The following is a 23234-nucleotide window of genomic DNA, read 5'->3' as shown; positions in this document are numbered from 1 at the left end:
ATTTTTACTGCGCTGCTGGTGGAACAGATGAGTCTGCAGGAGCTTCAGATGCGGCCCCTCCATCAAACAATTCATCTAACTCTGCTGCACCTTCATTTTTATCATCCCAGAAATGTGACATACCATCATCTCCGGTACGCACACCAGTATGCTCAGTCCAGTAACGGTCAGAAATACCACGTACAATCAGACCAGCCATACTATCGATTAACTTAAAGTTCGGATTGACAGGCTTATCATCAGCTTGAGATGCGGCATATGATCTTAATGCATCACGGATTTTTGCATCATCACCACTTGCTTGGGCAGCTACCGCATACAAAGCATGGGACAGGCGAACACCCTTTTGTTCACCAATTTGAACTGACTGTTTTAAAGTTTGATATGGGTCAGGTTTCCCTTCATCAGCCCCAGGCAGTAAAGTCCAAATAACAGCACGTGTTGCATTAGGCGCGCCCCAGAATTTTTCATTATTCAGACAAACCATGCCGCGCTCTACAATAGCAGCAATATCTTTTGGAACATTGACTGCACCACCAGAGTTAATATCATTGGTTACAGCCTGAAGGCCACTAATCATTCCAAGTAAATAAACAGTTTGATCAGTATCACTACGCATAGTTGGGCAAGAATCACCTAAATGATATTTATATTTAGATTCCCAACGGTCAGCGAACAATTTATAGCCCGTATATTGACGCTCAGCAGCAATGGCTGCCCAACGCTTCTGAGCAATACGAGCATCTTGAGCTTCGGTTACTTGACCTGCTTTTGATGCACGTAAATAACGTAATTCCTGTTCTAACGCTTGGTTTTCAGCACATACACCTGATGCGGCATACATTAATACAGCAACACGCGTTGGATCTGCACCCATACCTTTGGTAGACATAATTGCAGGTGTTAATGCACTACCCGTATTACAAACCATTTCAGCATCTTGCATTGCTAAAATAGGTGGAACGACGTGCTTTTCCGTAAAACCTAAAGCAACATTTGCTCCGGTTTTCACGACGTATGAACAACCTGATAATACTGAAGCTGCAAGCAAACTTACCGCCAAACCTTGGCTTATTTTTTGGACTTTAGACATCTTCCTGTCCTCTATGTAATTTGTTTTTTCCTTTTCAGATGTACATTAGCAGATGCATATCTTGAATAAAAGAGTAATTACTCTAATTGTAGCGCTTATACTTTGACACACTTCACAGTAGATAAAATTGACAGTTTTTTCAGAAAACAGAAATTTTAGGCAAAAAAAAGTAGCATTGCGACGGTTCAGCACATGCTACTTATTAACTGAGATAAGCTTTTAACGGCTTATATTATTTTTGTTCTAGATAATCCTTAAGTAAAGTTCCTGCTCTTCCTACTACTACAGCCATAAGCACTGCAATTAACAGAAACATCCACATTGAAATCTCCATGAGAGACCTCCTTTACTACAATCGCACCCAGTTATAAACTGAACACTTGATGAAATTAATCGACTAACCAATTTAATAATTGACTGATCGACGACCTTGCATCCTCTGTCTCTTAACTTTGTTAAAATTAACTTTGTTAAGATGTTCCCTGAGTAAAGTTCCTGCTCTTCCGATCACCACTGCCAAAATGATGGCAATGACCAAGAACGACCATGTTGGCATCTCCATTTTGAGACCTCCGACACACTTTACGTTGGTGTTTGTACTTTAACCGATCAACTAGATACCCATAGGTGAAATTGTCAGACAATTGTATTTCCTTAGCTTTTTTCTAATTTTTAATTAGACAATCCTAAACTCAAGCAAGAAAATAAAGATTAAATTATTGTTTTTTATAATTTTTAAATAAATATACAAATGTAGAATTGTCTAACAATTAATGAAGTTTCTGTAAGACTTTTAGCTTTTTCCAATACTGCAAAGGAAGTTGATCAAACCAAATTATGGCTACTTTCATCGGTGCCCCCTCAAGATAAATAACCATAAACAACTGATAATCAATTATTTTAGAAATTTCGACACGAGAGATTATCTTTTGTGAGGAGTATGCAATTGACCACGATTTTTGGTCTAAATATGCAATTTGAGAAATTCGTGATTGTCTTAAAAAAAATAGAAAACTAATAGATAAAAGGATGAAAGTAATCAACCACCAAATTGGTGATAACAATTGATAAAGTAGGATGGCTAAACTCAAGCCAATAAAAAGCTGAAATATTATCGAGAAACGACTATATTTCAGCTCAAAATTTAATTCTTTTATCAAAACAGTTTAGCCATGAACGTACTGTTTTAATTTATAAATAAATTCGCGTAACTCTGTACGTGGAGGTTCAGAAACTTCCATGAACCAATCGAGTAAATCAGGATCTTCTTGTTCAACTAACTCTGCAAATAAGGCCTTCTCTGCCGAATCTGCTTTTAGATAATAGTTTTTTACATAAGGGTCAAAATAGACGTCAATTTCTTTTAAGCCGCGGCGTGCTCGATAAATTACTTTACGTTCTTCCAAGGTCATTTCGTCAGACATTTATTTCCCCATCTGCGTTGATAGTGCGCTTAGTTTACCTGATCACATTCCAAAGATCGCTAAAAATATCAAATTGACCAAATTTATCATCTTGTACTCATAATTGAGCATTCATCACATTGTTACATAAGCAAGGCTTCCGTATGTTTAAGTTCATAACATCACACCTGAACCAAGGAAGAAATACAAATGCAATCTGGTGCTATCCGTCCCATTCCAAATATGTTACCGAGACAATTATTTAACGAAGAACATGAGGCATTCCGCGAAACAGTTCGTAAATTTTATGAAAAAGAAGTTGTTCCCAATATTGAAAAATATGAAAAACAGCAACATGTTGATCGCGATCTTTGGAATAAGGCTGGAGAATTAGGCCTCTTGTGTACCACAATGCCAGAACAATACGGTGGATCCGGAGTAGACCGCTTGTACAGTATGATCTTAATCGAAGAACAAGCTTATGCTATGGACTCTAGCACGGGCTTCTCTTTGCATTCAGATATTGTTGCCAATTACGTGAATAACTTTGGTAATGAAGAACAAAAACAAAAATGGTTACCTAAAATGGCCACTGGAGAAGTGGTCACAGCTATTGCCATGACTGAACCAGGCACTGGTTCTGATTTACAAGCAGTAAGAACCACAGCCGTTCTTGATGGTGATGATTATGTGATTAATGGTTCAAAGATTTTCATCACTAATGGCTACTTATGTGACATGGTCGTAGTGGTTTGTAAAACTGGCAATAATGACAAAGGTTCAGCGAACTTATCACTCATTATTGTTGAAGCAGACAGAGCTGGCTTTAGCAAAGGTAAGCCTCTGAATAAAATTGGAATGAAAGGCCAAGATACGTGCGAATTGTTTTTCGATAATGTTCGTGTTCCTAAAGAAAATCTTTTAGGTATGGAAGGCATGGGTTTTATCATGCTCATGAAAGAGTTAGCTTGGGAACGAATGCTAGTTGCTATTATTTGTCAGGCAGGAGCTGAAGCGGCATTTGCACATACGGTTCAATACACAAAAGACCGTAAAGCATTTGGCAAACATATTGGTGCTTTTCAAAATACGCGTTTTAAACTTGCTGAACTGAGAACAGAAATAGATTTCTGCCGTACTTATTTAGATCGTTGTATGGAATTACAACTTGAAGAAAAATTGAGTGTGGAAGCTGCTGCAGCTGCTAAATATAAAATTTCAGACATGTTCTCAAAAATTGTAGATGAGTGTCTTCAATTGCATGGTGGTTATGGCTATATGCTTGAATATCCAATTGCACGTGCATACATTGATCATCGAGCAAATCGAATTTATGCAGGTACCAATGAAATCATGAAAGAGTTAATTTCAAGAACACTTTAATACCTTCATAAGAAAAGGGGCATTACGCCCCTTTTATTTATCTAATATGTATCAAGATACTAATTTTGGCTTACGCTCATTAGCTTCTGAACGTTTATGAAAATGTAGAACACCATCTTCAAATTTTGAATTTTTCAGCGACTTTCTATCTTCTAAATAGTTATTAGTCACTTGCCATGGAGCGTGCTTACCCTGTTTTGGAAGTTCATGTGCCGCACGGCTAATATAACCTGAAGACAATTTACCCATTACAGTATCTTCTTCCATTTCAGTTTTATCACCAGATGGAATCACTTCATCATAGTGATTTTTATCCATATAATTTAACAAGCGACAAATATATTCCGCAGCGATATCAACTTTAAGGGTCCACGATGCATTTACATAACCAATAATCATAGCCATGTTTGGTACATCACTTAACATCACACCGTTATAAAGCATATGCTCAGATGAATTAACTGCTTTCCCATCAATAGTCGCCTGAACACCACCCATAATCTGAACTTGTAAGCCTGTTGCAGAAACAATAATATCAGCATCAAGGTGTTTACCAGATTTAAGTAGAATACCTTTTTCGGTAAATTTCTCAATCTGATCAGTTTCTACGCTTGCTTTACCTTCACGCAAAATTTTAAACAAATCGCCATCAGGTACCACACACAAACGTTGATCCCAAGGGTTATACGAAGGTGTAAAATGCTTCATATCTACCTTACCCTTCAACTGCACTTCAATTGCTTTTAAGAGTAAACGACGTACAGTCTTTGGATGTTTCTGCGATAATGCATAAATAGCGCGCTGCATACCAATATTACGTGCACGGGTAAATTTATAAGCTGTTTCTTCAGACATAAATTTACGCGTTTTTTCATAAACGAAGTCGATAGACGGTACACTAGCAATATACGTTGGTGAACGCTGCAACATCGTTACATGACCAGCACCACCTTTAGCCATTGCTGGTACTAAAGTAATTGCAGTTGCGCCACTACCAATAATAACGACTTTTTTACCTGTATAATCTAAGTTTTCAGGCCAATGCTGTGGGTGAATAAGCTGCCCTTTAAAAGCTTCTTGATTTGGAAAAGAAGGAGCATATCCCTGATCATAATTATAATAACCGGTACAACCTACAACAAAATTAGCAATCCAAGTCTGTTGTTTTTTCTTACCATCTTCAATTACAACCTGCCATTTCTTTGATTCAGAATCATAATTAGCAGAAAGCACACGATGACCAAAGTGAATTTTTTCTTTTAATTTATATTCATCAATTACTTCGCCTAAATACCCTTTAATAGAAGCACCATCAGCTAATACATTCGCTTTACACCATGGTTTAAAGTTAAAACCAAATGTGGACATATCTGAGTCTGAGCGAATGCCTGGATAACGGAAAAGATCCCATGTTCCACCAAAAGATTCACGACGCTCTAAAATTTCAAATTGGCGTTGTGGAGAATTTTTTGATAAATGGGCAGCAATTCCAATTCCTGAGATACCTGCGCCAATGATTAAAATATCAACTTGCTTTTCCATTTTATTTTTATACCCATTGTTGAGAATATAAGTTTATTAAAGCACAATTTTGACAATACACAATGTCAAGTTTGACCGTTTATCCGTTTTTTTATGTCACTTGGGGACATTTTTATAATTTTATTAATTAACAGAAATAAAAAAGACCGGTATAAAACCGGTCTTTTTTGAATAAAATCAATTATTCAGCTGAAGTATTCACTTCACGATCTACAAGCTCAACGTAAGCCATCGGCGCTGCATCACCAGCACGGAAGCCCGCTTTAAGAACACGTAGATAACCGCCGTTACGTTCTTTGTAACGAGGGCCGAGTACGGTAAATAATTTACCTACAGTTGCAGCATTACGAGTACGAGCAAATGCTAAACGACGATTTGCTACAGTATCGTTTTTTGCTAGAGTGATTAAAGGCTCAGCAACACGACGTAATTCTTTAGCTTTAGGCACAGTTGTTTTGATCAACTCGTGTTCAAATAAAGAATTAGCCAAGTTTTGGAACATCGCTTTACGATGGCTGCTTGTACGGCCTAATTTCACACCACTATTACGATGACGCATGGTGATAGTCCTACTTAATTAACGGCTACGATAGGCAAAACGGTCGTCCATACGAAGACTAGCTGGTGGCCAGTTTTCAAGACGCATACCGAGTTGTAAGCCTTTCGATGCCAAAACATCTTTGATCTCTGTTAACGATTTTTTACCAAGGTTAGGAGTTTTTAACAACTCAACTTCAGTACGTTGAACAAGATCACCAATGTAGTAAATATTTTCTGCTTTCAAACAGTTAGCAGAACGAACAGTAAGCTCTAGATCATCTACTGGGCGAAGCAAGATTGGGTCAACTTCTTCACGAGGCTCTTGAGCAACTGGAGTTTGGTCTTTCTGAAGATCAACAAAAATTGCAATTTGTTGTTGCAAGATTGTTGCCGCTTTGCGGATTGCTTCTTCAGGATCAACCGTTCCATTTGTCTCGAGGTCGATTACCAGTTTATCTAAATCGGTACGTTGTTCTACACGCGCATTTTCAACGGTGTAAGAAACACGCTTAATCGGGCTATAAGAAGCATCTAATTGCAAACGACCAACAGGACGTGTTTCACCTTCAGGGAAACGAGAATCAGATGTTTCATAACCACGACCTTGAGCAACCTTCAAGCGCATTTTTAATGAGCCTGAAGCACTCAAAGTACCTATTAAATGTTCTGGATTAACCACTTCAACATTATGAGGTAAACGAAGATCAGCAGCAGTAATTTCGCCAGGACCTTGTTTCTCTAATGTTAAATATGCTTCATTTTGATCGAACAGCTTAATAGACAATCCTTTTAGGTTCAGCAAGAGCTCGACGATGTCCTGCTGCAAGCCTTCTAAAGTACTGTACTCGTGCTCGACACCTTCTATCTCAACTTCAACCACAGCAGCGCCAGGTAAAGAAGACAATAGAATGCGACGTAAAGCATTACCTAGAGTGTGGCCAAAACCACGCTCTAAAGGTTCTAGAATCACTTTTGCCGAGGTCCCGCTAACCGCTTCGACCTTGATCGCTTGCGGAGTTAGAAACTCGTTTGCAGTACGCGTCATTATTGCTACCTCAAGGATTATTTAGAATACAATTCTACAATCAAGCTTTCATTGATTTCAGCAGGTAAATCAGCACGATCTGGTGCAGCTTTAAACGTACCTTCAAGCTTAGAATGATCAACATCCATCCAAGCTGGAATACCACGTTGTGCAGCTAACTCAATCGCGTTTTTAATACGCAATTGTTGTTTAGCACCTTCGTGAACCGCAATTACATCACCAGCTTTAACTTGAATAGATGCGATGTTTACACGACGACCATTCAAAGTAATGCTACGGTGACTTACTAACTGACGAGCTTCTGCACGTGTAGAACCAAAACCCATGCGATAAACAACGTTATCAAGACGGCTTTCAAGCAATTTCAACAAGTTCTCACCTGTTGCGCCTTTAACACGAGCTGCTTCTTTATAGTAGTTACTAAATTGACGTTCTAACACACCGTAAATACGACGGACTTTTTGTTTTTCACGTAATTGTAGTGAATACTCAGATTGCTTACCACCGCGTGCCTGACCATGTTGACCAGGTGCTTTGTTAGCTTTTTTAGTTTTGACGTCAAAAGGTTTAACGCCAGATTTAAGTTGCAGGTCTGTCCCTTCGCGGCGAGAGAGTTTGCATTTTGGACCAATATAACGAGCCATGAATGTTTCTCCTTACACGCGACGTTTTTTAGGTGGACGGCAACCGTTGTGAGGAATTGGCGTCACATCGGTAATGCTGTTAATTTTATAACCCACTGCGCCTAATGCACGAACCGCAGACTCACGACCTGGACCAGGACCTTTTACAAGGACATCCAGATTTTTCAAACCGTAATCTAAAGCTGCTTTACCAGCAACTTCAGCAGCTACCTGAGCAGCAAACGGAGTTGATTTACGTGAACCACGGAAGCCTTGTCCACCAGAGGTGGCCCAAGCCAATGCATTACCTTGACGATCAGTAATCGTAACAATGGTGTTATTAAAAGACGCGTGAATGTGTGCAACACCTTCAGAGACGGTACGGGTGACCTTCTTGCGTGTGCGAGTATCTTTAGCCATCTTTTAGCTTCCAGAAATCTTACTTTTTAATCGGTTTGCGCGGACCTTTACGGGTACGTGCGTTAGTTTTGGTGCGTTGACCACGGACAGGCAAGCTGCGACGATGGCGAAGGCCGCGGTAGCAACCCAAATCCATTAAACGTTTAATGTTCATGGAAATTTCGCGACGTAAGTCACCTTCGGTAGGAACCTTAGCAACTTCTGCACGAATCGCATCAAGCTGAGCATCGTCCAACTCACGGATCTTAGTAGTTTCAGTAATACCAACTGCTGTTAAGATATTCTTAGCAGTATGGCGACCGACACCAAAGATGTAAGTGAGGGAGATAACAGCATGCTTGTTATCCGGAATGTTTACACCGGCAATACGAGCCATTCACTTTCTCCAAAAAGGCAGTAGAGATAATCAACCGCCCCACAAAATCTTGAGGGGCGGATATTAACCCAATTCGCCTACTGAAATCAACAGGTCTTGATTAGATTAACCTTGACGCTGCTTATGACGAGGTTCTGCGCTACAAATTACGCGAATAACCCCATTACGACGGATAACTTTACAGCTACCACAAATTTTCTTTACAGAAGCTTGTACTTTCATGATGAAACCTCTAAGTGCGCTTATCCCTTAGGATGAGCAGTCGTTTTTCTCATTAATGTTTGATTATCATATTGATGAGATGTTAAGTGCGCTTGTAGCTGAGCCATAAAGTCCATAACAACGACAACTACGATTAGTAATGATGTACCACCCAAAGAGAATGGGATCCCAAAAGAACTTTGTAGAATCATTGGCATTAAACAAATGACCGTAATATAAATCGCACCAATAAACGTCAAACGATTAAGAATATGATCTAAGTAACGAGCAGTTTGCTCACCTGGGCGAATACCAGGCACATAAGCTCCGCTGCGTTTTAGATTTTCTGATACTTCCTTAGGGCTAAATACTAAAGCCGTATAAAAGTAACAGAAAAAGATAATTAACGCACCAAAGAGCACCAAATACAAAGGCTGTCCAGGCGACAATACTAAAGCTAAATCTTGTAAGCTACGCTTAATTAATCCAGCATTTGCATCTGCACTTCCTACCCATTGACCAAGACTCGCTGGGAACAATAGTAAAGAACTTGCAAAAATCGCAGGAATCACACCAGCCATATTAATTTTCAATGGCAAATGTGTCTGCTGTGCCGTAAATATACGACGACCTTGCTGCTTTTGTGCATAGTTTACTGGAATACGACGTTGTGCTTTTTCAATAAACACAATGGCAGCCAACACACCTAAAGACAAAAGACCAAAGATCACAAGACCAATTAAACTTGTCTGACCATTATCTACTGATGAAACTGATTGCATAATTAATTTAGGCAAACCAGAAACAATACCAGCAAAAATAATCATTGAGATACCGTTACCAATACCTCTTTCAGTGATTTGTTCACCTAGCCACATTAAGAACATAGTTCCAGCGACAAGTGATGTAACTGCTGGTATATAAAACTCAAGACCAACTGACAGAGTAATACCCTGACCAATCAAACCTGCGCACATACCAACTGCCTGAACCACTGCAAGCAATAATGTACCCTGACGCGTATATTGATTAATTTTACGCTTACCTTGCTCACCTTCCTTTTTCAAGGATTCTAGTGAAGGAATCACCGTAGACATTAACTGCACAATAATTGATGCAGAAATGTAAGGCATAATTCCTAAAGCAAGAATAGACATTCGCTCTAAAGCACCGCCAGAAAACATATTGAATAGCCCAAGAATAGTTCCTTGGTTCGCATGAAATAAATTTTCTAACGCAGCATTATTAATGCCTGGTACTGGAATATGCGCTCCTAGTCGAAAGACCAGCAATGCACCGATTAGAAAACTCATCCGGCGAATAATTTCACGATATTTCACATGAAATGGCTGACCTTTCATCATGTTGACATGACCTGAAGAACTAGGAGACATAGACACTCGAGATTACTCCTCGACTTTGCCGCCAGCTGCTTCAATTGCAGCTTTAGCGCCTTTAGTCAATGCAACACCTTGAACAGTGAATGCACGAGTGATTTCACCAGAAAGTACGATACGAGCACGAATTTGGTCACGACGAACAACATTCGCAGCTTTCAAAGTTTCTAGGCTAACGATGTCGCCTTCAACTTTGCTTAACTCAGATAAACGTACTTCAGCAGTTTTTAAAGCGATTTGGCTAGTGAAACCGAATTTAGGTAAACGACGATAAATCGCTGTTTGACCGCCTTCAAAGCCTGGACGAACGCCACCACTTTTACGTGATTTTTGACCTTTGACACCACGGCCACCGGTCTTACCAACGCCAGAACCGATACCACGGCCTAAACGACGGTTTTCACGTTTTGCACCTTCTGCAGGCGCAAGCTCATTTAAACGCAGAGTCATGGCTTATTCCTCTACACTAACCATATAGTAGACTTTGTTGACCATACCGCGGTTAGAAGGCGTATCTTGCACTTCTACAGTATGACCAATACGACGCAGACCTAAACCTTGTAAGCAAAGCTTGTGATTTTTCAAGCGATGTGAAGAAGATTTAGTCTGGGTAACTTTAATCGTTTTCATGATTGATTACCCTTGAATTTCTGCTACTGATTTACCACGTTTCGCAGCGACTTTCTCAGGAGAAGTCATATCACGCAAACCTTTGAAAGTTGCGTTTACTACGTTAGCAGCATTAGTAGAACCATAACATTTAGCAAGTACGTTATGCACGCCTGCAGCTTCTAGAACGGCACGCATTGCGCCACCAGCGATTACGCCAGTACCTTCAGAAGCAGGTTGCATATATACACGGCTTGCACCATGACGAGCATTCACAGGGTGTTGTAAAGTAGTACCTGCAAGGTCTACAGTAATCATGTTGCGACGTGCAGCTTCAAGTGCTTTAGAAATAGCAGCTGGAACTTCACGTGCTTTACCACGACCAAAACCAACACGACCATTACCATCACCCACAACAGTTAATGCTGTGAAAGAGAAGATACGACCGCCCTTAACAACTTTGGCTACACGATCAACGGCAACCAGCTTTTCAACAAGACCTTCGTTTTGTTCAACTTTAGCCATGATTAGAACTCCAAGCCGTTTTCACGAGCAGCATCAGCCAAGGCTTTGATACGACCATGATATTTAAAACCAGAACGGTCAAATGCAACTTTAGTTACACCAGCTGCTTTCGCGCGCTCTGCGATTAAAGCACCTACTTTAGTAGCCGCACCTACATTACCTGTAGTACCGCTACGTAAAGATGCATCCAAAGTTGAAGCTTGTGCTAAAACTTTGCCACCATCTGCTGAAATAACTTGAGCATAGATGTGACGCGGAGTGCGGTTTACACACAAACGAGTCGCACCCAATGCACGGATGTGCAAGCGTGTGCTTTTCGCACGACGCAAACGGGTTTGTTTCTTTTCGTTCATAAGAACCTCGCGCCTTATTTCTTCTTAGCTTCTTTACGAAGAATGACTTCATCCGAATAACGAACACCTTTACCTTTATATGGTTCAGGAGAACGATACGCACGGATTTCTGCCGCTACTTGACCTAACAACTGCTTGTTTGCTGATTTCAAAATGATTTCAGTTGCAGTTGGAGTTTCCGCTGTTACACTTTCAGGTAAAGCGTAGTCAATTGGGTGTGAAAAACCAAGGTTAAGGTTTACAACAGTACCCTTAACCGCAGCTTTATAACCAACACCAACTAGCTGCAACTTACGTTCGAAGCCTTCACTAACCCCTTTTACAAGGTTATTCAATACAGCGCGAGCAGTACCAGCTTGCATCCAAGCATCTTTCGATTCTTTAACTGGAGCAAGTTGAAGTTTACCTTCTTCCTGTTTTAGCTCGACCAGCGCATGCAGGTTGAAAGACAACGTACCTTTGCTGCCTTTCACTTCGACCTGCCGGCCGTTCTGAGTAACTGTTACACCATTTGGTACAGTTACTGGGGCTTTAGCCACACGAGACATGAGGAATCACCTATTAAGAAACAAAAGCAATAACTTCACCACCAACGCCCGCAGCACGTGCAGCGCGATCAGTCATGATGCCTTTGCTTGTAGAAACAATTGCAATACCTAAACCTTGCTTAACGCTTGGAAGTTTATCTTTACCGCGGTATTGGCGAAGACCTGGACGGCTTACGCGCTTAACCACTTCGATAACTGGTTTGCCTTCGAAATATTTTAAAGTAATTGTCAAAGTAGATTTTGTCTCTTCTTGAGCAACTTCTACATTTGAAACATAACCTTCTTGTTGAAGAACGTTTGCAATTGCAACTTTCAACTTAGAAGAAGGCATAGAAACAGTTTGTTTCTTAGCCATTTGTGCGTTACGAACACGTGTTAGCATGTCGGCAACGGTATCTTGCATACTCATTTAGTCGCTCCTTACCAGCTTGCCTTAACAACGCCTGGTACATCACCCTGCATTACTGTGTCACGTAATTTGTTACGGCTTAAACCGAACTTACGGAAGTAACCATGAGGACGACCAGTTAAACCACAACGGTTACGAAGACGTACCGGAGATGCATTACGTGGCAATGCTTGTAACTTTAACGTCGCTTCGAAACGCTCTTCTTCAGTTGCGTTTACATTTGCAATTGTAGCTTTTAATTCAGCACGTTTTGCAGCGTATTTAGCAACTGTTTTTTCGCGTTTCAATTCGCGATTAATCATACCTTTCTTAGCCATATCGACCTCTTATTTGAACGGGAAGCCGAATGCACGCATAAGCGCACGGCCTTCGTCATCGGTGCGAGCAGTCGTAGTAATAGTAATATCCATACCACGAATACGATCAATCTTATCGAAATCGATTTCAGGGAAAACGATTTGCTCTTTCAAACCCATTGAATAGTTACCACGACCATCAAATGATTTCGAAGAGAAACCACGGAAGTCACGGATACGAGGGATTGCGATTGAGATCAAACGATCCAAGAATTCGTACATTTGGTCGCCACGTAAAGTAACTTTACAACCAATCGGCCACCCATCACGGATTTTAAAACCTGCGATAGATTTACGAGCAAGTGTAATTACTGGTTTTTGACCAGCAATTAATTGCATGTCGACTACAGCACCGTCTAATAATTTCTTATCAGTTGCAGCTGCGCCTACACCCATGTTTAGGGTGATTTTTGTGATGCGTGGAATTTCCATCACGTTCTTAACGCTAAGTTCTTCTTTTAACTTGGCTTTAAGTTCATCATTGTAACGTGCTTTAAGTCTGGCCATCGCCTTTTCAACCTATTACTTCGCTACCGCCACTGATTCACCATTTGATTTATAAACGCGAGTTTTCACGCCATCAATCACTTGGTAACCAACACGGTCAGCCTTCTGGGTTGTAGCATTTAAAATTGCCACGTTTGAAATATGAAGCGAAGCTTCTTGAGTAACAATACCGCCTTCAGCGCCAGTTACACGATTCGGCTTTTGATGCTTCTTCACTAAGTTAAGGCCTTCAACCTTAACGCGGTCTTCAGAAACAGACAATACAGTACCCTGTTTGCCTTTTTCTTTACCTGCGATCACAATAACTTGATCGCCTTTTTTAATCTTAGCCATGATTGCCTCTTATAGAACTTCAGGAGCCAATGAAATGATTTTCATGAACTGTTCAGTACGAAGTTCACGAGTCACTGGTCCGAAGATACGAGTAGCAATCGGAGCTTTGTTGTTGTTCAGGATAACTGCAGCATTATCATCAAAACGGATCACAGAACCATCTGGACGACGAATGCCGAATTTAGTACGAACTACAACCGCATTCATCACGTCACCTTTTTTAACACGTGCGCGTGGGATTGCTTCTTTTACAGTAACTTTAATAATGTCGCCAACAGAAGCATAACGACGATGTGAACCACCAAGTACTTTAATACATTGTACGCGGCGAGCACCACTGTTGTCTGCTACGTCGAGCATAGTTTCGGTTTGAATCATTGCCCTACTCCAAAACCGAGCATCACCGGTCACAATTTCGAAAGGCTCAAAGAGTACTCGAAATTGACCGATGATGCAACAAGAACGTCGAATTACTCAGCAGCTGCTTCAACTACTTCCACTAAAGTCCAAGCTTTAGTTTTAGAAATTGGGCGGCTTTCTTTAATGGTCACAACATCACCAATTTTAGCGACGTTATTCTCATCATGAGCGTGTAACTTAGTTGAACGGCGAATTGACTTGCCATACAACGGGTGTTGAACGCGGCGTTCAATAAGAACAACAATAGATTTATCCATTTTGTCACTTACGACTTTGCCGGTTAACGTGCGGACTGTTTTTTCACTCATTGTCCGTTCCCCTGTTTTTCGGTAAGGAGTGTCTTAATACGAGCAATTGTCTTACGAGCAACTTGCACTTCGTGCGATTTACCCAACTGACCAGTTGCTTTCGCCATACGAAGACGGAATTGGTTAAGCTGTTGCTCATCAAGCAAAGCTTTCAACTCTTCTACCGACTTTTCACGTAAATCTTTAGTTTTCATTACATTACCGTCCGAGTCACGATAGTGGTTTTAAACGGAAGTTTAGCAGCAGCTAAAGCAAATGCTTCACGCGCTAATTCTTCGTTCACACCTTCAATTTCGTACAGGATCTTGCCTGGTTGGATCTGGCAAACCCAGTATTCCACGCTACCCTTACCTTTACCCATACGCACTTCAAGAGGCTTTTGAGTAATTGGCTTATCCGGGAATACGCGAATAAAGATTTTACCACCACGCTTAATACGGCGGCTAATAGTACGACGTGCAGCTTCAATCTGACGCGCAGTCATACGACCACGTTCAGTTGCTTTAATTGCAATCGAACCAAATGATACTGTACTACCACGATGCGCTAGACCAGTATTACGGCCTTTGTGCACCTTACGGAATTTGGTACGTTTAGGTTGCAACATGGATTATTCTCCCTTGTCAGCAGCACGGTCACCGCGACGACCACGACGCTCTTGACCTTCACCACGACCACGACCACGTTTAGCTGGACGATCTTCAGCAGGAGCAGGGTTCATGACTTGTTTCATGCCACCTAAAATCTCGCCACGGAAAATCCAAACTTTAACACCAATCGTACCGTAAGTTGTTTCTGCACGCACAGTTGCATAGTCAATGTCTGCACGCAATGTATGCAAAGGTACACGACCTTCACGATACCATTCAGTACGAGCAATCTCTGCACCACCTAAACGGCCAGACACTTCAACTTTGATACCTTTAGCACCAGCACGCATAGTGTTTTGAACCGCACGCTTCATAGCACGACGGAACATTACACGCTTTTCTAATTGAGAAGCAATTGCTTCAGCAACTAAACGCGCATCTAAGTCTGGGCGATCAATTTCGTTGATACTTACTTGCGCAGGAACACCCATAATGCTAGTAAGTTCGCGCTGTAATTTCTCAATATCTTCGCCTTTTTTACCGATTACGATACCAGGACGAGCTGTGCTAATTGTTACTTTAGCAGCGCCTGATGGACGTTCGATAAGAATGTTGCTGATCATCGCATTCTTAAGTTTTTTATTTAAAAACTCACGAACTTGAAGATCTTTAAGCAAGTATTCAGCGTATTGTTTCGGACTCGCATACCAGTTAGCGTTATGACGTTTCACAACACCTAGGCGGATACCGATTGGATGAACCTTCTGACCCATATCAAACCCCTACCTTAACGGTGATGTGACAAGTACGCTTAGTAATACGATCTGCACGGCCTTTAGCACGTGGCATAATACGTTTAAGGCTAACGCCTTCATCAACGTAAATCGTAGAAACTTTAAGATCATCAACATCTAAACTGTTATTGTGTTCAGCGTTTGCAATCGCAGATTCCAATGCTTTTTTTACTAAAACAGCAGCTTTTTTATTGCTGAAGTTTAAAATATTTAAAGCATGCGCAACAGATTTGCCGCGAATAAGATCTGCAACCAAACGTGCCTTTTGTGCCGAGATAGCGGCACCGCGTAATTTAGCAGTTACTTCCATCATGACACCTATTAACGTTTAGACTTCTTGTCAACACCGTGACCACGATAGGTACGAGTTGGCGCGAATTCACCGAGTTTATGACCAACCATATGCTCAGTAACAATTACTGGAACGTGATTACGACCATTATGAACAGAAATTGTTAAACCAACAAAATCTGGAAGGATCATCGAACGACGAGACCAAGTTTTAATCGGCTTGCGAGAGTTACTAGCAACAGCCGCTTCAACCTTAGCGAACAAGTGCGCATCGACGAATGGGCCTTTTTTCAGAGAACGAGGCATTAGTCAGATTCCTTTACTTGACGCGACGGTCGCGAATAATCATCTTAGTCGTACGCTTATTGGTACGTGTCTTGTACCCTTTAGCTTTTTGACCCCATGGGCTTACAGGTTGAATACCTTTATTACGCCCTTCACCACCACCGTGCGGGTGATCAACTGGGTTCATCGCCATACCACGTACGGTAGGACGAACACCACGCCAGCGCGCAGCACCAGCTTTACCCAATGAACGAAGGTTGTTTTCTTGGTTAGAAACTTCACCAATTACAGCGCGGCATTCAACATGAATTTTACGCATTTCGCCTGAACGAAGACGAACAATTGCGTAAGAACCATCACGACCCAACAACTGAACAGAAGCACCAGCAGAACGCGCTAATTGCGCACCCTTACCAATTTTAAGTTCAACGTTATGAAGTGTAGAACCGATCGGCATGTTACGAAGTGGCAAGCAGTTACCTGGACGAATTGGAGCATCGTTACCAGATTGTACTTTATCGCCAGCACGTAAGCCTTTAGGTGCAATGATATAACGACGCTCACCATCAGCATATTTCAACAAAGCAATATGTGCTGTACGGTTAGGATCGTATTCAATGCGCTCTACAACAGCTGGGATGCTGTCTTTATTACGCTTAAAGTCAACGATACGATAGTGTTGCTTATGACCACCACCAACGTGACGAGTTGTAATGTGACCGTTATTATTACGACCACCAGTACGTTTTTTTGCTTCAACCAACGGTGAGTAAGGCGCGCCTTTGTGAAGGTGATCATGAACCACTTTCTCTACAAAGCGACGTCCTGGAGACGTTGGCTTACATTTTTGAATCGGCATAATTTTCGTCCTTATTCCGCTGCGCTTTCAGCGGTATCGCCCAAGTCAGCCATTTCAACATCTTGGCCGGCTTTCAGGGTGACGTATGCTTTTTTAACATCAGAACGACGTCCCAATGTTTTACCAAAGCGCTTAGTTTTACCTTTAGTAATAGTAGTGTTAACTTTAACAACTTCTACACCAAAAAGTTTTTCAACTGCTTTTTTAACTTCAAGTTTAGTAGCATTAATATCTACTTTAAATACTTGAACGCCAACAGTATCACCTAAAACTTGTGCCTTTTCTGAGAAGACTGGTCCTTTAAGGACTTGATAGATACGTTCGTTGTTCATCCGAGTTCTACCTCAATTTTCTTAGCAGCAGCTACAGACATAACAACTTTATCAAACGCGATCAAGCTTACAGGATCGATTGCAGTTGCATCCACCACATCTACATGCGGAAGGTTGCGTGCTGCAAGATATAAGTTCTCATCTACAGCTTCAGTAACGATCAATGCACGAGCGGCATTTAAATCGCCAAGCTTAGCAAGCAATTCTTTAGTTTTTGGAGCTGCAATAGCAAACTCTTCAACTAATACAAGACGATCTTGGCGAACAAGTTCAGCTAAGATACATTGCATTGCACCGCGGTACATTTTGCGGTTTACTTTTTGAGACCAATCTTGTGGACGAGCAGCAAAAGTTTTACCACCACCAACCCAGATAGGACTACGAGTAGAACCCGCACGAGCACGACCAGTACCTTTTTGACGGAATGGTTTTTTACCACCGCCAGAAACGTCTGCACGTGACTTCTGAGCACGAGTACCTTGACGACCACCTGCTAAATAAGCAGTAACAACTTGGTGTACAAGAGCTTCGTTAAATTCACGTCCGAAAGCAACTTCAGACAATTCAACAGCAGAGCCGGAAACAGTTTTCAAATTCACGGTATTTCCCCTCAGGCCTTGATGGTAGGACGTACAATCACGTCACCGCCAGTTGAACCAGGAATTGCACCTTTAACAACTAAAACAGAACGTTCAGCGTCAATAGATACGATTTCAAGACCTTGTACTGTTACGCGTTCATCACCTAAGTGACCAGCCATTTTTTTGCCTTTGAACACGCGACCAGGAGTTTGGTTTTGACCTGTAGAACCTAATACACGGTGAGAAACTGAGTTACCGTGAGTAGCGTCTTGGGTACGGAAGTTCCAACGCTTAACACCACCTTGGAAACCTTTACCTTTTGATTGACCAGTTACGTCAACAACTTGACCAACTGTGAACAAATCAACACCAATAGTACCGCCAACTTCACGACCTTCAAGCTCAGCTTCAGTAACACGGAACTCTTTAACTAAACGACCAGCAGCAACACCAGCTTTCGCAAAGTGACCTTTCTGAGCGTTAGTTACGCGAGATTCGCGACGTTCACCAGTAGTTACTTGAACAGCTTGATAACCATCAGTTTCAAGTGTTTTGATTTGCGTAATGCGGTTTGGATCGACTTCGATGACTGTAACAGGTACAGAAACACCTGCATCTGTAAAGATGCGAGTCATACCACATTTGCGACCGACTAAACCAATAGCCATGTGCATAAACCTCTAAAAAAGCGGCCTAATTAACTTAAAAGTTAATCAACCGAAAGCCTTAACCCAAAGCGATCTGAACATCAACACCAGCCGCAAGATCTAATTTCATCAATGCATCAACAGTTTTATCTGTAGGTTGAACGATGTCGATCAAACGTTTGTAGGTGCGGATTTCGTACTGGTCACGCGCATCTTTGTTAACGTGCGGTGAAGTAAGAACGTTGAAGCGTTCGATGCGAGTAGGCATCGGAATTGGACCACAAACTTGTGCGCCAGTACGCTTAGCGGTTTCTACGATCTCTTGAGCAGATTGATCAATCAGACGATGATCAAAAGACTTCAAACGGATACGAATTCTCTGGTTAGACATACCAGTAAACTCCAAGCCAAACATATAAAGAATCACCCTTGACGCATCTCACCCATTGGTAAGTGTCAAAGGCAGTGAAAATCACTAAGGTCATGATCGATGCCACGACTGTAATGCACATTTGCCACTTTCTTCGCAGCAAATGCCCCTCCTATTGAGGGTCGCTCATTATAACGATTGTTTAAGTCTTATGCAATTCTCTTTTTCTATTTTCTCCACAAAACCTGCTTTGATCGAGCATTCAGAGTTCATCTAGGCATTTATTACAAACTCAATAGCTTTATTTAGGAGTTGATTGCCTTGCTCAAATTTTTGTGCTTCTGAATACTGTAGTTCACGCGTAGATTGAACATATTCTCCGTCAAAAATAGACAACTCCTCTTCATCTTCAAGTAACAGCGCCAAAGCTGCTGGTGTCATCTCTGGATGAAACTGAAAGCCAAGTACATTTTTCCCAATCTGATACATCTGATTGCGACAAGCCCTGCTCTCCGCCAAATGTATAGCGCCTTTAGGTATTTCAAATGTCTCACTATGCCATTGCATAACATTTATCTTTTCAGGTAACGGAAAGCTTTCTTGAGGTAAATTTGCAACTCTCTGGACCGTTGACCAGCCAAGCTCCTGATAGCGATTACGGCTCACCGCCGCGCCCAATGCATTAGCAATCAGTTGCCCCCCTAAACAAAGACCAATAGCAGGCTTTCCTGCTGCCAAATAACGGCGCAACCATCTTTTCTCTATCTTTAGCCATGGAAAATTTGCCTCATCATTTACACTCATCGTTCCACCCATGACCAGTAACAAATCAACTTCTTCGATTCTGGGTAAAGCCTCTATTTCAAGTGATCGATCAACCGGAAGTGCAAAAAACTCCGTAGAGCTAATGGTCGCGTGATGGGCTTTTAAAAATGAATAACAACTTCCAAATCCCTCACCTGCAATGTGTTGAAAATAGTGAACTCGTAAATGCGACTTCATGCGCTTAAACCTATTGTTGTTAGAATGTTGTAGTGGTCTTTGCAAAAATAAAGCCAAGTTTTTATTTTATGGGTCTACTGTAACGAAACGTCTTATAAAACTTCGTAAATCTAGCGAAGAACTTAAATTTCTCTTAATCTAACTTTATTATCTAAAATGCAACGCACTATGAAAAAGCATAACGACTTCCAGACTCGCCTCATTCACGCACCAAGAAAGGCTCCGCAATTTATCGAAACAGTGCAACCACCCTTATTTCGTGCATCCACTATTATTTTTAAATCAACTTCGCACCTTTTTGATCGCCATTGGACTGATGATTACGACTATAGCTATGGCACGCATGGCACCCCGACCACCTTCACCTTAGGCGACAATATTGCACAAATTGAAGGTGGACTGCATTGTTTGCTTGCACCGAGTGGCCTATCAGCAATTAATGTTGTGAACTCAGCATTTTTAAGCACTAATGATGAGGTATGGGTCCCAGACAACATTTATGGGCCTAATCTAGAACATTTAAATCATCTACAAAATCAATATGGCGTTATTGTTAAAGTATATAACCCTATTGACGCTTCAAGTTTTCAACCGACTGAAAAAAGTAAACTATTATGGTTGGAGGCTGCGGGTTCGGTTACTTTAGAATTCCCCGATCTTAAAAATCTAGTCAAAAAAGCTAAAAAACATGGTGTATTAACAGCATTAGATAACACCTGGGGAGCCGGGCTTGCGTTTAATGCTTTTAATTTTTCAGATGAACACCTATCAGTCGACTTAACCGTCCATGCTCTAACCAAATATCCGAGCGGTGGCGGTGACATCTTAATGGGTAGCATTGTAACTCGTGATGATAAACTCCATCATCGTCTGTTCCGTACGCATGCCATTTTAGGTATTGCAGTTTCAGGAGACGATGCGGCTCAAGTCCAACGCAGTCTAGCTCATATGTCTTTACGCTATGAACAACAATCAGCCAATGCTCAAACTTTACTTAAATGGCTAAAAGACCAATCTCAATTTGCACAAGTTCTACATCCAAGTGATGAGACCGCCCCAGGCCATCAATATTGGCAAGAAATCTGCACAAATGGGCAAAGTGCTGGCTTAGTCAGCGTTATTTTCAAACCAGATTATGACATTACCGCAGTACGTCGCTTCTGTGATGCATTAGAGTTATTTAAACTCGGTTTTAGCTGGGGAGGACCAGTTAGCCTGATCATGCTTTATGATTTAAAAATGATGAGAAAACTTGAGAATACACATTTACAACAAGGTTTATTAGTTCGCTTCTGTATAGGACTGGAAGATCCGCAAGATTTAATCCAAGATATCGAAAATGCACTGAAACAACTGTAAAAACGACAACATTATAGTGGCTCGAACCAAAGGATAAAAATATATGGGTACACCGATTGTTATTGCTAAAAATCTGAATGACACATCAAAAGAAATTGTTTTGCTTTCTCAGTTTGCTAACCGCCATGGCCTAATTGCAGGTGCAACAGGTACAGGTAAAACAGTTACTTTAAAAGTTCTAGCAGAAAGTTTCTCTCGAATCGGCGTTCCTGTATTTCTTGCCGATGCTAAAGGCGATGTTTCGAGTCTCGCAAAATCAGGTGAGGCTTCAGATAAGTTTAATGAACGTCTAAAATTATTACAGATTGATAGCGTTCCTTTTGCTGCTAACCCTGTCGTTTTCTGGGATCTGTTCGGCCAGCAAGGCCACCCTATTCGCACTACTATTTCTGAGATTGGGCCAATTTTATTGGCTCGTATGCTCAATTTAAATGATACTCAAGAAGGTGTATTAGCTGCAGTTTTTCGAATTGCGGATGATCAGGGCCTACTGTTAGTAGACTTTAAAGACCTAAAAGCCATGATCACCTTCGTTAGTGAACATGCAGCGGAGTTTAAAGCAGAATATGGCAATTTATCTCCGGCTAGCTTAGGCGCTATTCAGCGTAACTTACTTGCTCTTGCAGACCAAGGTGGTGAACAATTTTTTGGTGAGCCGGCTTTAAACATTCTGGACTTTATACAAACCGATGCAAATGGACATGGTTATATCAATATTCTTGCTGCTGACAAGCTGATGAATACGCCTAAGCTATATGCCACTTTCTTGTTATGGATGCTTTCGGAGTTGTTTGAACAGCTTCCAGAAGTTGGCGATATGGACAAACCCAAACTCGTGTTTTTCTTTGATGAGGCTCACTTATTATTTGACAATGCCAGTCAAGCATTACAAGAAAAGATTGAGCAAGTTGTACGCTTAATTCGCTCTAAAGGTATTGGCATCTATTTTATTACTCAGAATCCACTCGATTTACCAGAAAGTGTTCTTGGCCAGCTTGGCAATCGCATTCAACATGCGTTACGTGCATTTACGCCTAAAGATCAAAAAGCAGTAAAAACCGCAGCAGATACGTTCCGTGCCAATCCAAACTTTAAAGTTGATGAAGCCATTACCGAACTGGCTGTTGGTGAGGCGCTCATTAGTTGTCTTGATGAGCAAGGTACGCCACAAATTGTAGAACGTGGCTGGGTGATGCCTCCTTACTCTGCTTTTACACCAATCACTCCAGAAGAGCGTCAAACTCTAATCTCACAAAGTATTATTGCTGGTATTTATGAACAAGCTGTAGATCGTGATAGCGCTTATGAAATGCTACAAAATAAAGTCGCTGAACGTGAGCAACAACAACAAAATACTGAACTTGCTAAACAACAAGAAAAAGAGCAAGAAACTTTAGCAAAGCAGCAAGCAAAGGAACAAGAGCGATTAGCACGTGAACAGCAAAAAGAAGAAGAACGAACAGCACGTGAACGGGCCAAGCTTACGCAAGATATTGTGGGTACTTTTGCAAAAAGTGCCGCGCGCAGTCTAGGGGGAAGTACAGGTCAAAAATTAGTAAGGGGCCTACTAGGTTCACTATTTGGTAAATAACTTTCTTCGATATATCACTTTTAAATTAGGGAATTTTATATTCCCTAATTTTTTTATGGTTTTTATAAAAAATCTATTGCGATTGTTTTTTTAAAGATGTATTTTAAATACATCTTATATAGCCAGATAAATAAGGTCTAGC

At 41.2% G+C, this 23234-nt stretch carries 35 protein-coding genes and 2 pseudogenes; 4 read left to right on the top strand and 33 right to left on the bottom strand.

Going from position 1 to position 23234, the window contains the following annotated elements:
- Positions 1–4 precede the first annotated feature (4 nt).
- The 3 genes from AC07M3_RS08855 to AC07M3_RS08845 all read right to left on the bottom strand — a co-directional run bounded on the left by AC07M3_RS08855 (position 5) and on the right by AC07M3_RS08845 (position 2517).
- Positions 5–1093, bottom strand: a complete 1089-nt coding sequence (locus AC07M3_RS08855) for a hypothetical protein (RefSeq protein WP_494566930.1) — start codon at positions 1091–1093, stop codon at positions 5–7.
- A 770-nt stretch (positions 1094–1863) separates the two neighbouring features.
- The gene (locus AC07M3_RS08850; protein WP_494566931.1) at positions 1864–2253 is read right to left on the bottom strand and encodes a hypothetical protein; all 390 of its coding nucleotides are present in this window, start codon (positions 2251–2253) and stop codon (positions 1864–1866) included.
- A 6-nt stretch (positions 2254–2259) separates the two neighbouring features.
- A complete protein-coding gene (locus AC07M3_RS08845) occupies positions 2260–2517 on the bottom strand; it encodes an FAD assembly factor SdhE (protein ID WP_017388310.1) in 258 nt (85 codons plus the stop codon).
- Between the two features lie 189 nt (positions 2518–2706).
- On the opposite strand from AC07M3_RS08845, the gene AC07M3_RS08840 reads away from it, so the two are divergent.
- A complete protein-coding gene (locus AC07M3_RS08840; protein ID WP_017388309.1) occupies positions 2707–3879 on the top strand; it encodes an acyl-CoA dehydrogenase family protein in 1173 nt (390 codons plus the stop codon).
- Positions 3880–3930: 51 nt separating this feature from the next.
- Here the strand turns inward: AC07M3_RS08840 and AC07M3_RS08835 are convergent, their stop codons facing one another.
- The 30 genes and pseudogenes from AC07M3_RS08835 to AC07M3_RS08690 form a co-directional block, all read right to left on the bottom strand.
- Complete coding sequence (locus AC07M3_RS08835; RefSeq protein WP_494566932.1) at positions 3931–5421, bottom strand: flavin-containing monooxygenase; 1491 nt, start codon at positions 5419–5421, stop codon at positions 3931–3933.
- 181 nt (positions 5422–5602) lie between these two features.
- On the bottom strand, positions 5603–5980 hold the full coding sequence (gene rplQ, locus AC07M3_RS08830) for a 50S ribosomal protein L17 (protein ID WP_002049717.1): 378 nt from the start codon (positions 5978–5980) through the stop codon (positions 5603–5605).
- A gap of 18 nt (positions 5981–5998) precedes the next feature.
- On the bottom strand, positions 5999–7006 hold the full coding sequence (locus tag AC07M3_RS08825; protein WP_003653641.1) for a DNA-directed RNA polymerase subunit alpha: 1008 nt from the start codon (positions 7004–7006) through the stop codon (positions 5999–6001).
- Between the two features lie 17 nt (positions 7007–7023).
- Positions 7024–7650 carry a 30S ribosomal protein S4 gene (rpsD, locus tag AC07M3_RS08820; RefSeq protein ID WP_003653643.1) on the bottom strand — a complete coding sequence of 209 codons (627 nt, stop codon included), beginning with the start codon at positions 7648–7650 and terminating at the stop codon, positions 7024–7026.
- 12 nt (positions 7651–7662) lie between these two features.
- Complete coding sequence (gene rpsK / locus AC07M3_RS08815) at positions 7663–8049, bottom strand: 30S ribosomal protein S11 (RefSeq protein WP_001040166.1); 387 nt, start codon at positions 8047–8049, stop codon at positions 7663–7665.
- Between the two features lie 19 nt (positions 8050–8068).
- Positions 8069–8425 carry a 30S ribosomal protein S13 gene (gene rpsM, locus AC07M3_RS08810; RefSeq protein WP_003653646.1) on the bottom strand — a complete coding sequence of 119 codons (357 nt, stop codon included), beginning with the start codon at positions 8423–8425 and terminating at the stop codon, positions 8069–8071.
- A gap of 105 nt (positions 8426–8530) precedes the next feature.
- Positions 8531–8647: a 50S ribosomal protein L36 gene (gene rpmJ / locus AC07M3_RS08805; RefSeq protein WP_000867907.1), complete on the bottom strand. Its 117-nt coding sequence runs from the start codon at positions 8645–8647 to the stop codon at positions 8531–8533.
- Positions 8648–8667: 20 nt separating this feature from the next.
- The gene (secY, locus tag AC07M3_RS08800) at positions 8668–9987 is read right to left on the bottom strand and encodes a preprotein translocase subunit SecY (RefSeq protein WP_170834093.1); all 1320 of its coding nucleotides are present in this window, start codon (positions 9985–9987) and stop codon (positions 8668–8670) included.
- Positions 9988–10032: 45 nt separating this feature from the next.
- Complete coding sequence (rplO, locus tag AC07M3_RS08795) at positions 10033–10473, bottom strand: 50S ribosomal protein L15 (protein WP_003653650.1); 441 nt, start codon at positions 10471–10473, stop codon at positions 10033–10035.
- 3 nt (positions 10474–10476) lie between these two features.
- A complete protein-coding gene (gene rpmD, locus AC07M3_RS08790) occupies positions 10477–10653 on the bottom strand; it encodes a 50S ribosomal protein L30 (protein ID WP_003653652.1) in 177 nt (58 codons plus the stop codon).
- A 6-nt stretch (positions 10654–10659) separates the two neighbouring features.
- Complete coding sequence (rpsE, locus tag AC07M3_RS08785) at positions 10660–11157, bottom strand: 30S ribosomal protein S5 (protein WP_003653653.1); 498 nt, start codon at positions 11155–11157, stop codon at positions 10660–10662.
- Positions 11158–11159: 2 nt separating this feature from the next.
- Entirely contained in the window at positions 11160–11510 is a 351-nt protein-coding gene (rplR, locus tag AC07M3_RS08780) for a 50S ribosomal protein L18 (protein ID WP_494566933.1), read from the bottom strand.
- A gap of 14 nt (positions 11511–11524) precedes the next feature.
- On the bottom strand, positions 11525–12058 hold the full coding sequence (gene rplF / locus AC07M3_RS08775; RefSeq protein WP_003653655.1) for a 50S ribosomal protein L6: 534 nt from the start codon (positions 12056–12058) through the stop codon (positions 11525–11527).
- Positions 12059–12071: 13 nt separating this feature from the next.
- Positions 12072–12467: a 30S ribosomal protein S8 gene (rpsH, locus tag AC07M3_RS08770; protein WP_003653656.1), complete on the bottom strand. Its 396-nt coding sequence runs from the start codon at positions 12465–12467 to the stop codon at positions 12072–12074.
- Positions 12468–12478: 11 nt separating this feature from the next.
- Positions 12479–12784 (bottom strand): 30S ribosomal protein S14, encoded by a 306-nt coding sequence (gene rpsN / locus AC07M3_RS08765; RefSeq protein ID WP_003653657.1) that lies wholly within the window; start codon positions 12782–12784, stop codon positions 12479–12481.
- 9 nt (positions 12785–12793) lie between these two features.
- Positions 12794–13330, bottom strand: a complete 537-nt coding sequence (gene rplE, locus AC07M3_RS08760) for a 50S ribosomal protein L5 (protein WP_003653658.1) — start codon at positions 13328–13330, stop codon at positions 12794–12796.
- Between the two features lie 15 nt (positions 13331–13345).
- Positions 13346–13663 (bottom strand): 50S ribosomal protein L24, encoded by a 318-nt coding sequence (gene rplX / locus AC07M3_RS08755; protein ID WP_002116820.1) that lies wholly within the window; start codon positions 13661–13663, stop codon positions 13346–13348.
- Positions 13664–13672: 9 nt separating this feature from the next.
- Entirely contained in the window at positions 13673–14041 is a 369-nt protein-coding gene (gene rplN / locus AC07M3_RS08750) for a 50S ribosomal protein L14 (protein WP_001982634.1), read from the bottom strand.
- A 92-nt stretch (positions 14042–14133) separates the two neighbouring features.
- Complete coding sequence (rpsQ, locus tag AC07M3_RS08745) at positions 14134–14391, bottom strand: 30S ribosomal protein S17 (RefSeq protein WP_001291845.1); 258 nt, start codon at positions 14389–14391, stop codon at positions 14134–14136.
- Positions 14388–14585, bottom strand: a complete 198-nt coding sequence (gene rpmC, locus AC07M3_RS08740) for a 50S ribosomal protein L29 (protein WP_000849928.1) — start codon at positions 14583–14585, stop codon at positions 14388–14390. Before rpmC ends, rpsQ begins: the two co-directional genes overlap by 4 nt.
- Positions 14585–14998, bottom strand: a complete 414-nt coding sequence (gene rplP / locus AC07M3_RS08735; RefSeq protein ID WP_002049688.1) for a 50S ribosomal protein L16 — start codon at positions 14996–14998, stop codon at positions 14585–14587. The genes rpmC and rplP overlap by 1 nt, the downstream gene beginning before the upstream one ends.
- A pseudogene (rpsC, locus tag AC07M3_RS08730) lies at positions 14938–15754 on the bottom strand (30S ribosomal protein S3). Before rpsC ends, rplP begins: the two are co-directional and overlap by 61 nt.
- A gap of 1 nt (position 15755) precedes the next feature.
- Entirely contained in the window at positions 15756–16085 is a 330-nt protein-coding gene (rplV, locus tag AC07M3_RS08725; RefSeq protein WP_004639524.1) for a 50S ribosomal protein L22, read from the bottom strand.
- 11 nt (positions 16086–16096) lie between these two features.
- Positions 16097–16372, bottom strand: coding sequence for a 30S ribosomal protein S19 (gene rpsS / locus AC07M3_RS08720; protein WP_001138119.1), 276 nt, complete (start codon positions 16370–16372; stop codon positions 16097–16099).
- 13 nt (positions 16373–16385) lie between these two features.
- Positions 16386–17210: a 50S ribosomal protein L2 gene (gene rplB, locus AC07M3_RS08715; protein WP_004789629.1), complete on the bottom strand. Its 825-nt coding sequence runs from the start codon at positions 17208–17210 to the stop codon at positions 16386–16388.
- An 11-nt stretch (positions 17211–17221) separates the two neighbouring features.
- Positions 17222–17542 (bottom strand): 50S ribosomal protein L23, encoded by a 321-nt coding sequence (gene rplW / locus AC07M3_RS08710; protein WP_003653662.1) that lies wholly within the window; start codon positions 17540–17542, stop codon positions 17222–17224.
- On the bottom strand, positions 17539–18141 hold the full coding sequence (gene rplD / locus AC07M3_RS08705; RefSeq protein WP_003653663.1) for a 50S ribosomal protein L4: 603 nt from the start codon (positions 18139–18141) through the stop codon (positions 17539–17541). The genes rplW and rplD overlap by 4 nt, the downstream gene beginning before the upstream one ends.
- 11 nt (positions 18142–18152) lie before the next feature.
- Positions 18153–18791: a 50S ribosomal protein L3 gene (gene rplC / locus AC07M3_RS08700; protein WP_004639526.1), complete on the bottom strand. Its 639-nt coding sequence runs from the start codon at positions 18789–18791 to the stop codon at positions 18153–18155.
- A 58-nt stretch (positions 18792–18849) separates the two neighbouring features.
- Positions 18850–19161 (bottom strand): 30S ribosomal protein S10, encoded by a 312-nt coding sequence (rpsJ, locus tag AC07M3_RS08695; protein ID WP_000070912.1) that lies wholly within the window; start codon positions 19159–19161, stop codon positions 18850–18852.
- Positions 19162–19413: 252 nt separating this feature from the next.
- Entirely contained in the window at positions 19414–20142 is a 729-nt protein-coding gene (locus tag AC07M3_RS08690; protein ID WP_035358201.1) for a type 1 glutamine amidotransferase, read from the bottom strand.
- 168 nt (positions 20143–20310) lie between these two features.
- Between AC07M3_RS08690 and AC07M3_RS08685 the strand changes: the two genes are divergently transcribed.
- From AC07M3_RS08685 to AC07M3_RS08675, 3 genes and pseudogenes are all read left to right on the top strand, one after another.
- Positions 20311–21501, top strand: a complete 1191-nt coding sequence (locus AC07M3_RS08685; RefSeq protein ID WP_494566934.1) for a PLP-dependent transferase — start codon at positions 20311–20313, stop codon at positions 21499–21501.
- Positions 21502–21544: 43 nt separating this feature from the next.
- On the top strand, positions 21545–23092 hold the full coding sequence (locus tag AC07M3_RS08680; RefSeq protein WP_494566935.1) for a helicase HerA-like domain-containing protein: 1548 nt from the start codon (positions 21545–21547) through the stop codon (positions 23090–23092).
- Positions 23082–23233 (top strand): annotated as a pseudogene (locus AC07M3_RS08675) (hypothetical protein). Before AC07M3_RS08680 ends, AC07M3_RS08675 begins: the two are co-directional and overlap by 11 nt.
- Position 23234 lies beyond the last annotated feature (1 nt).

The organism is Acinetobacter sp. GW821-FHT09D10, from assembly GCF_059416285.1.
This window is presented reverse-complemented; position numbering and strand designations above follow the sequence as displayed.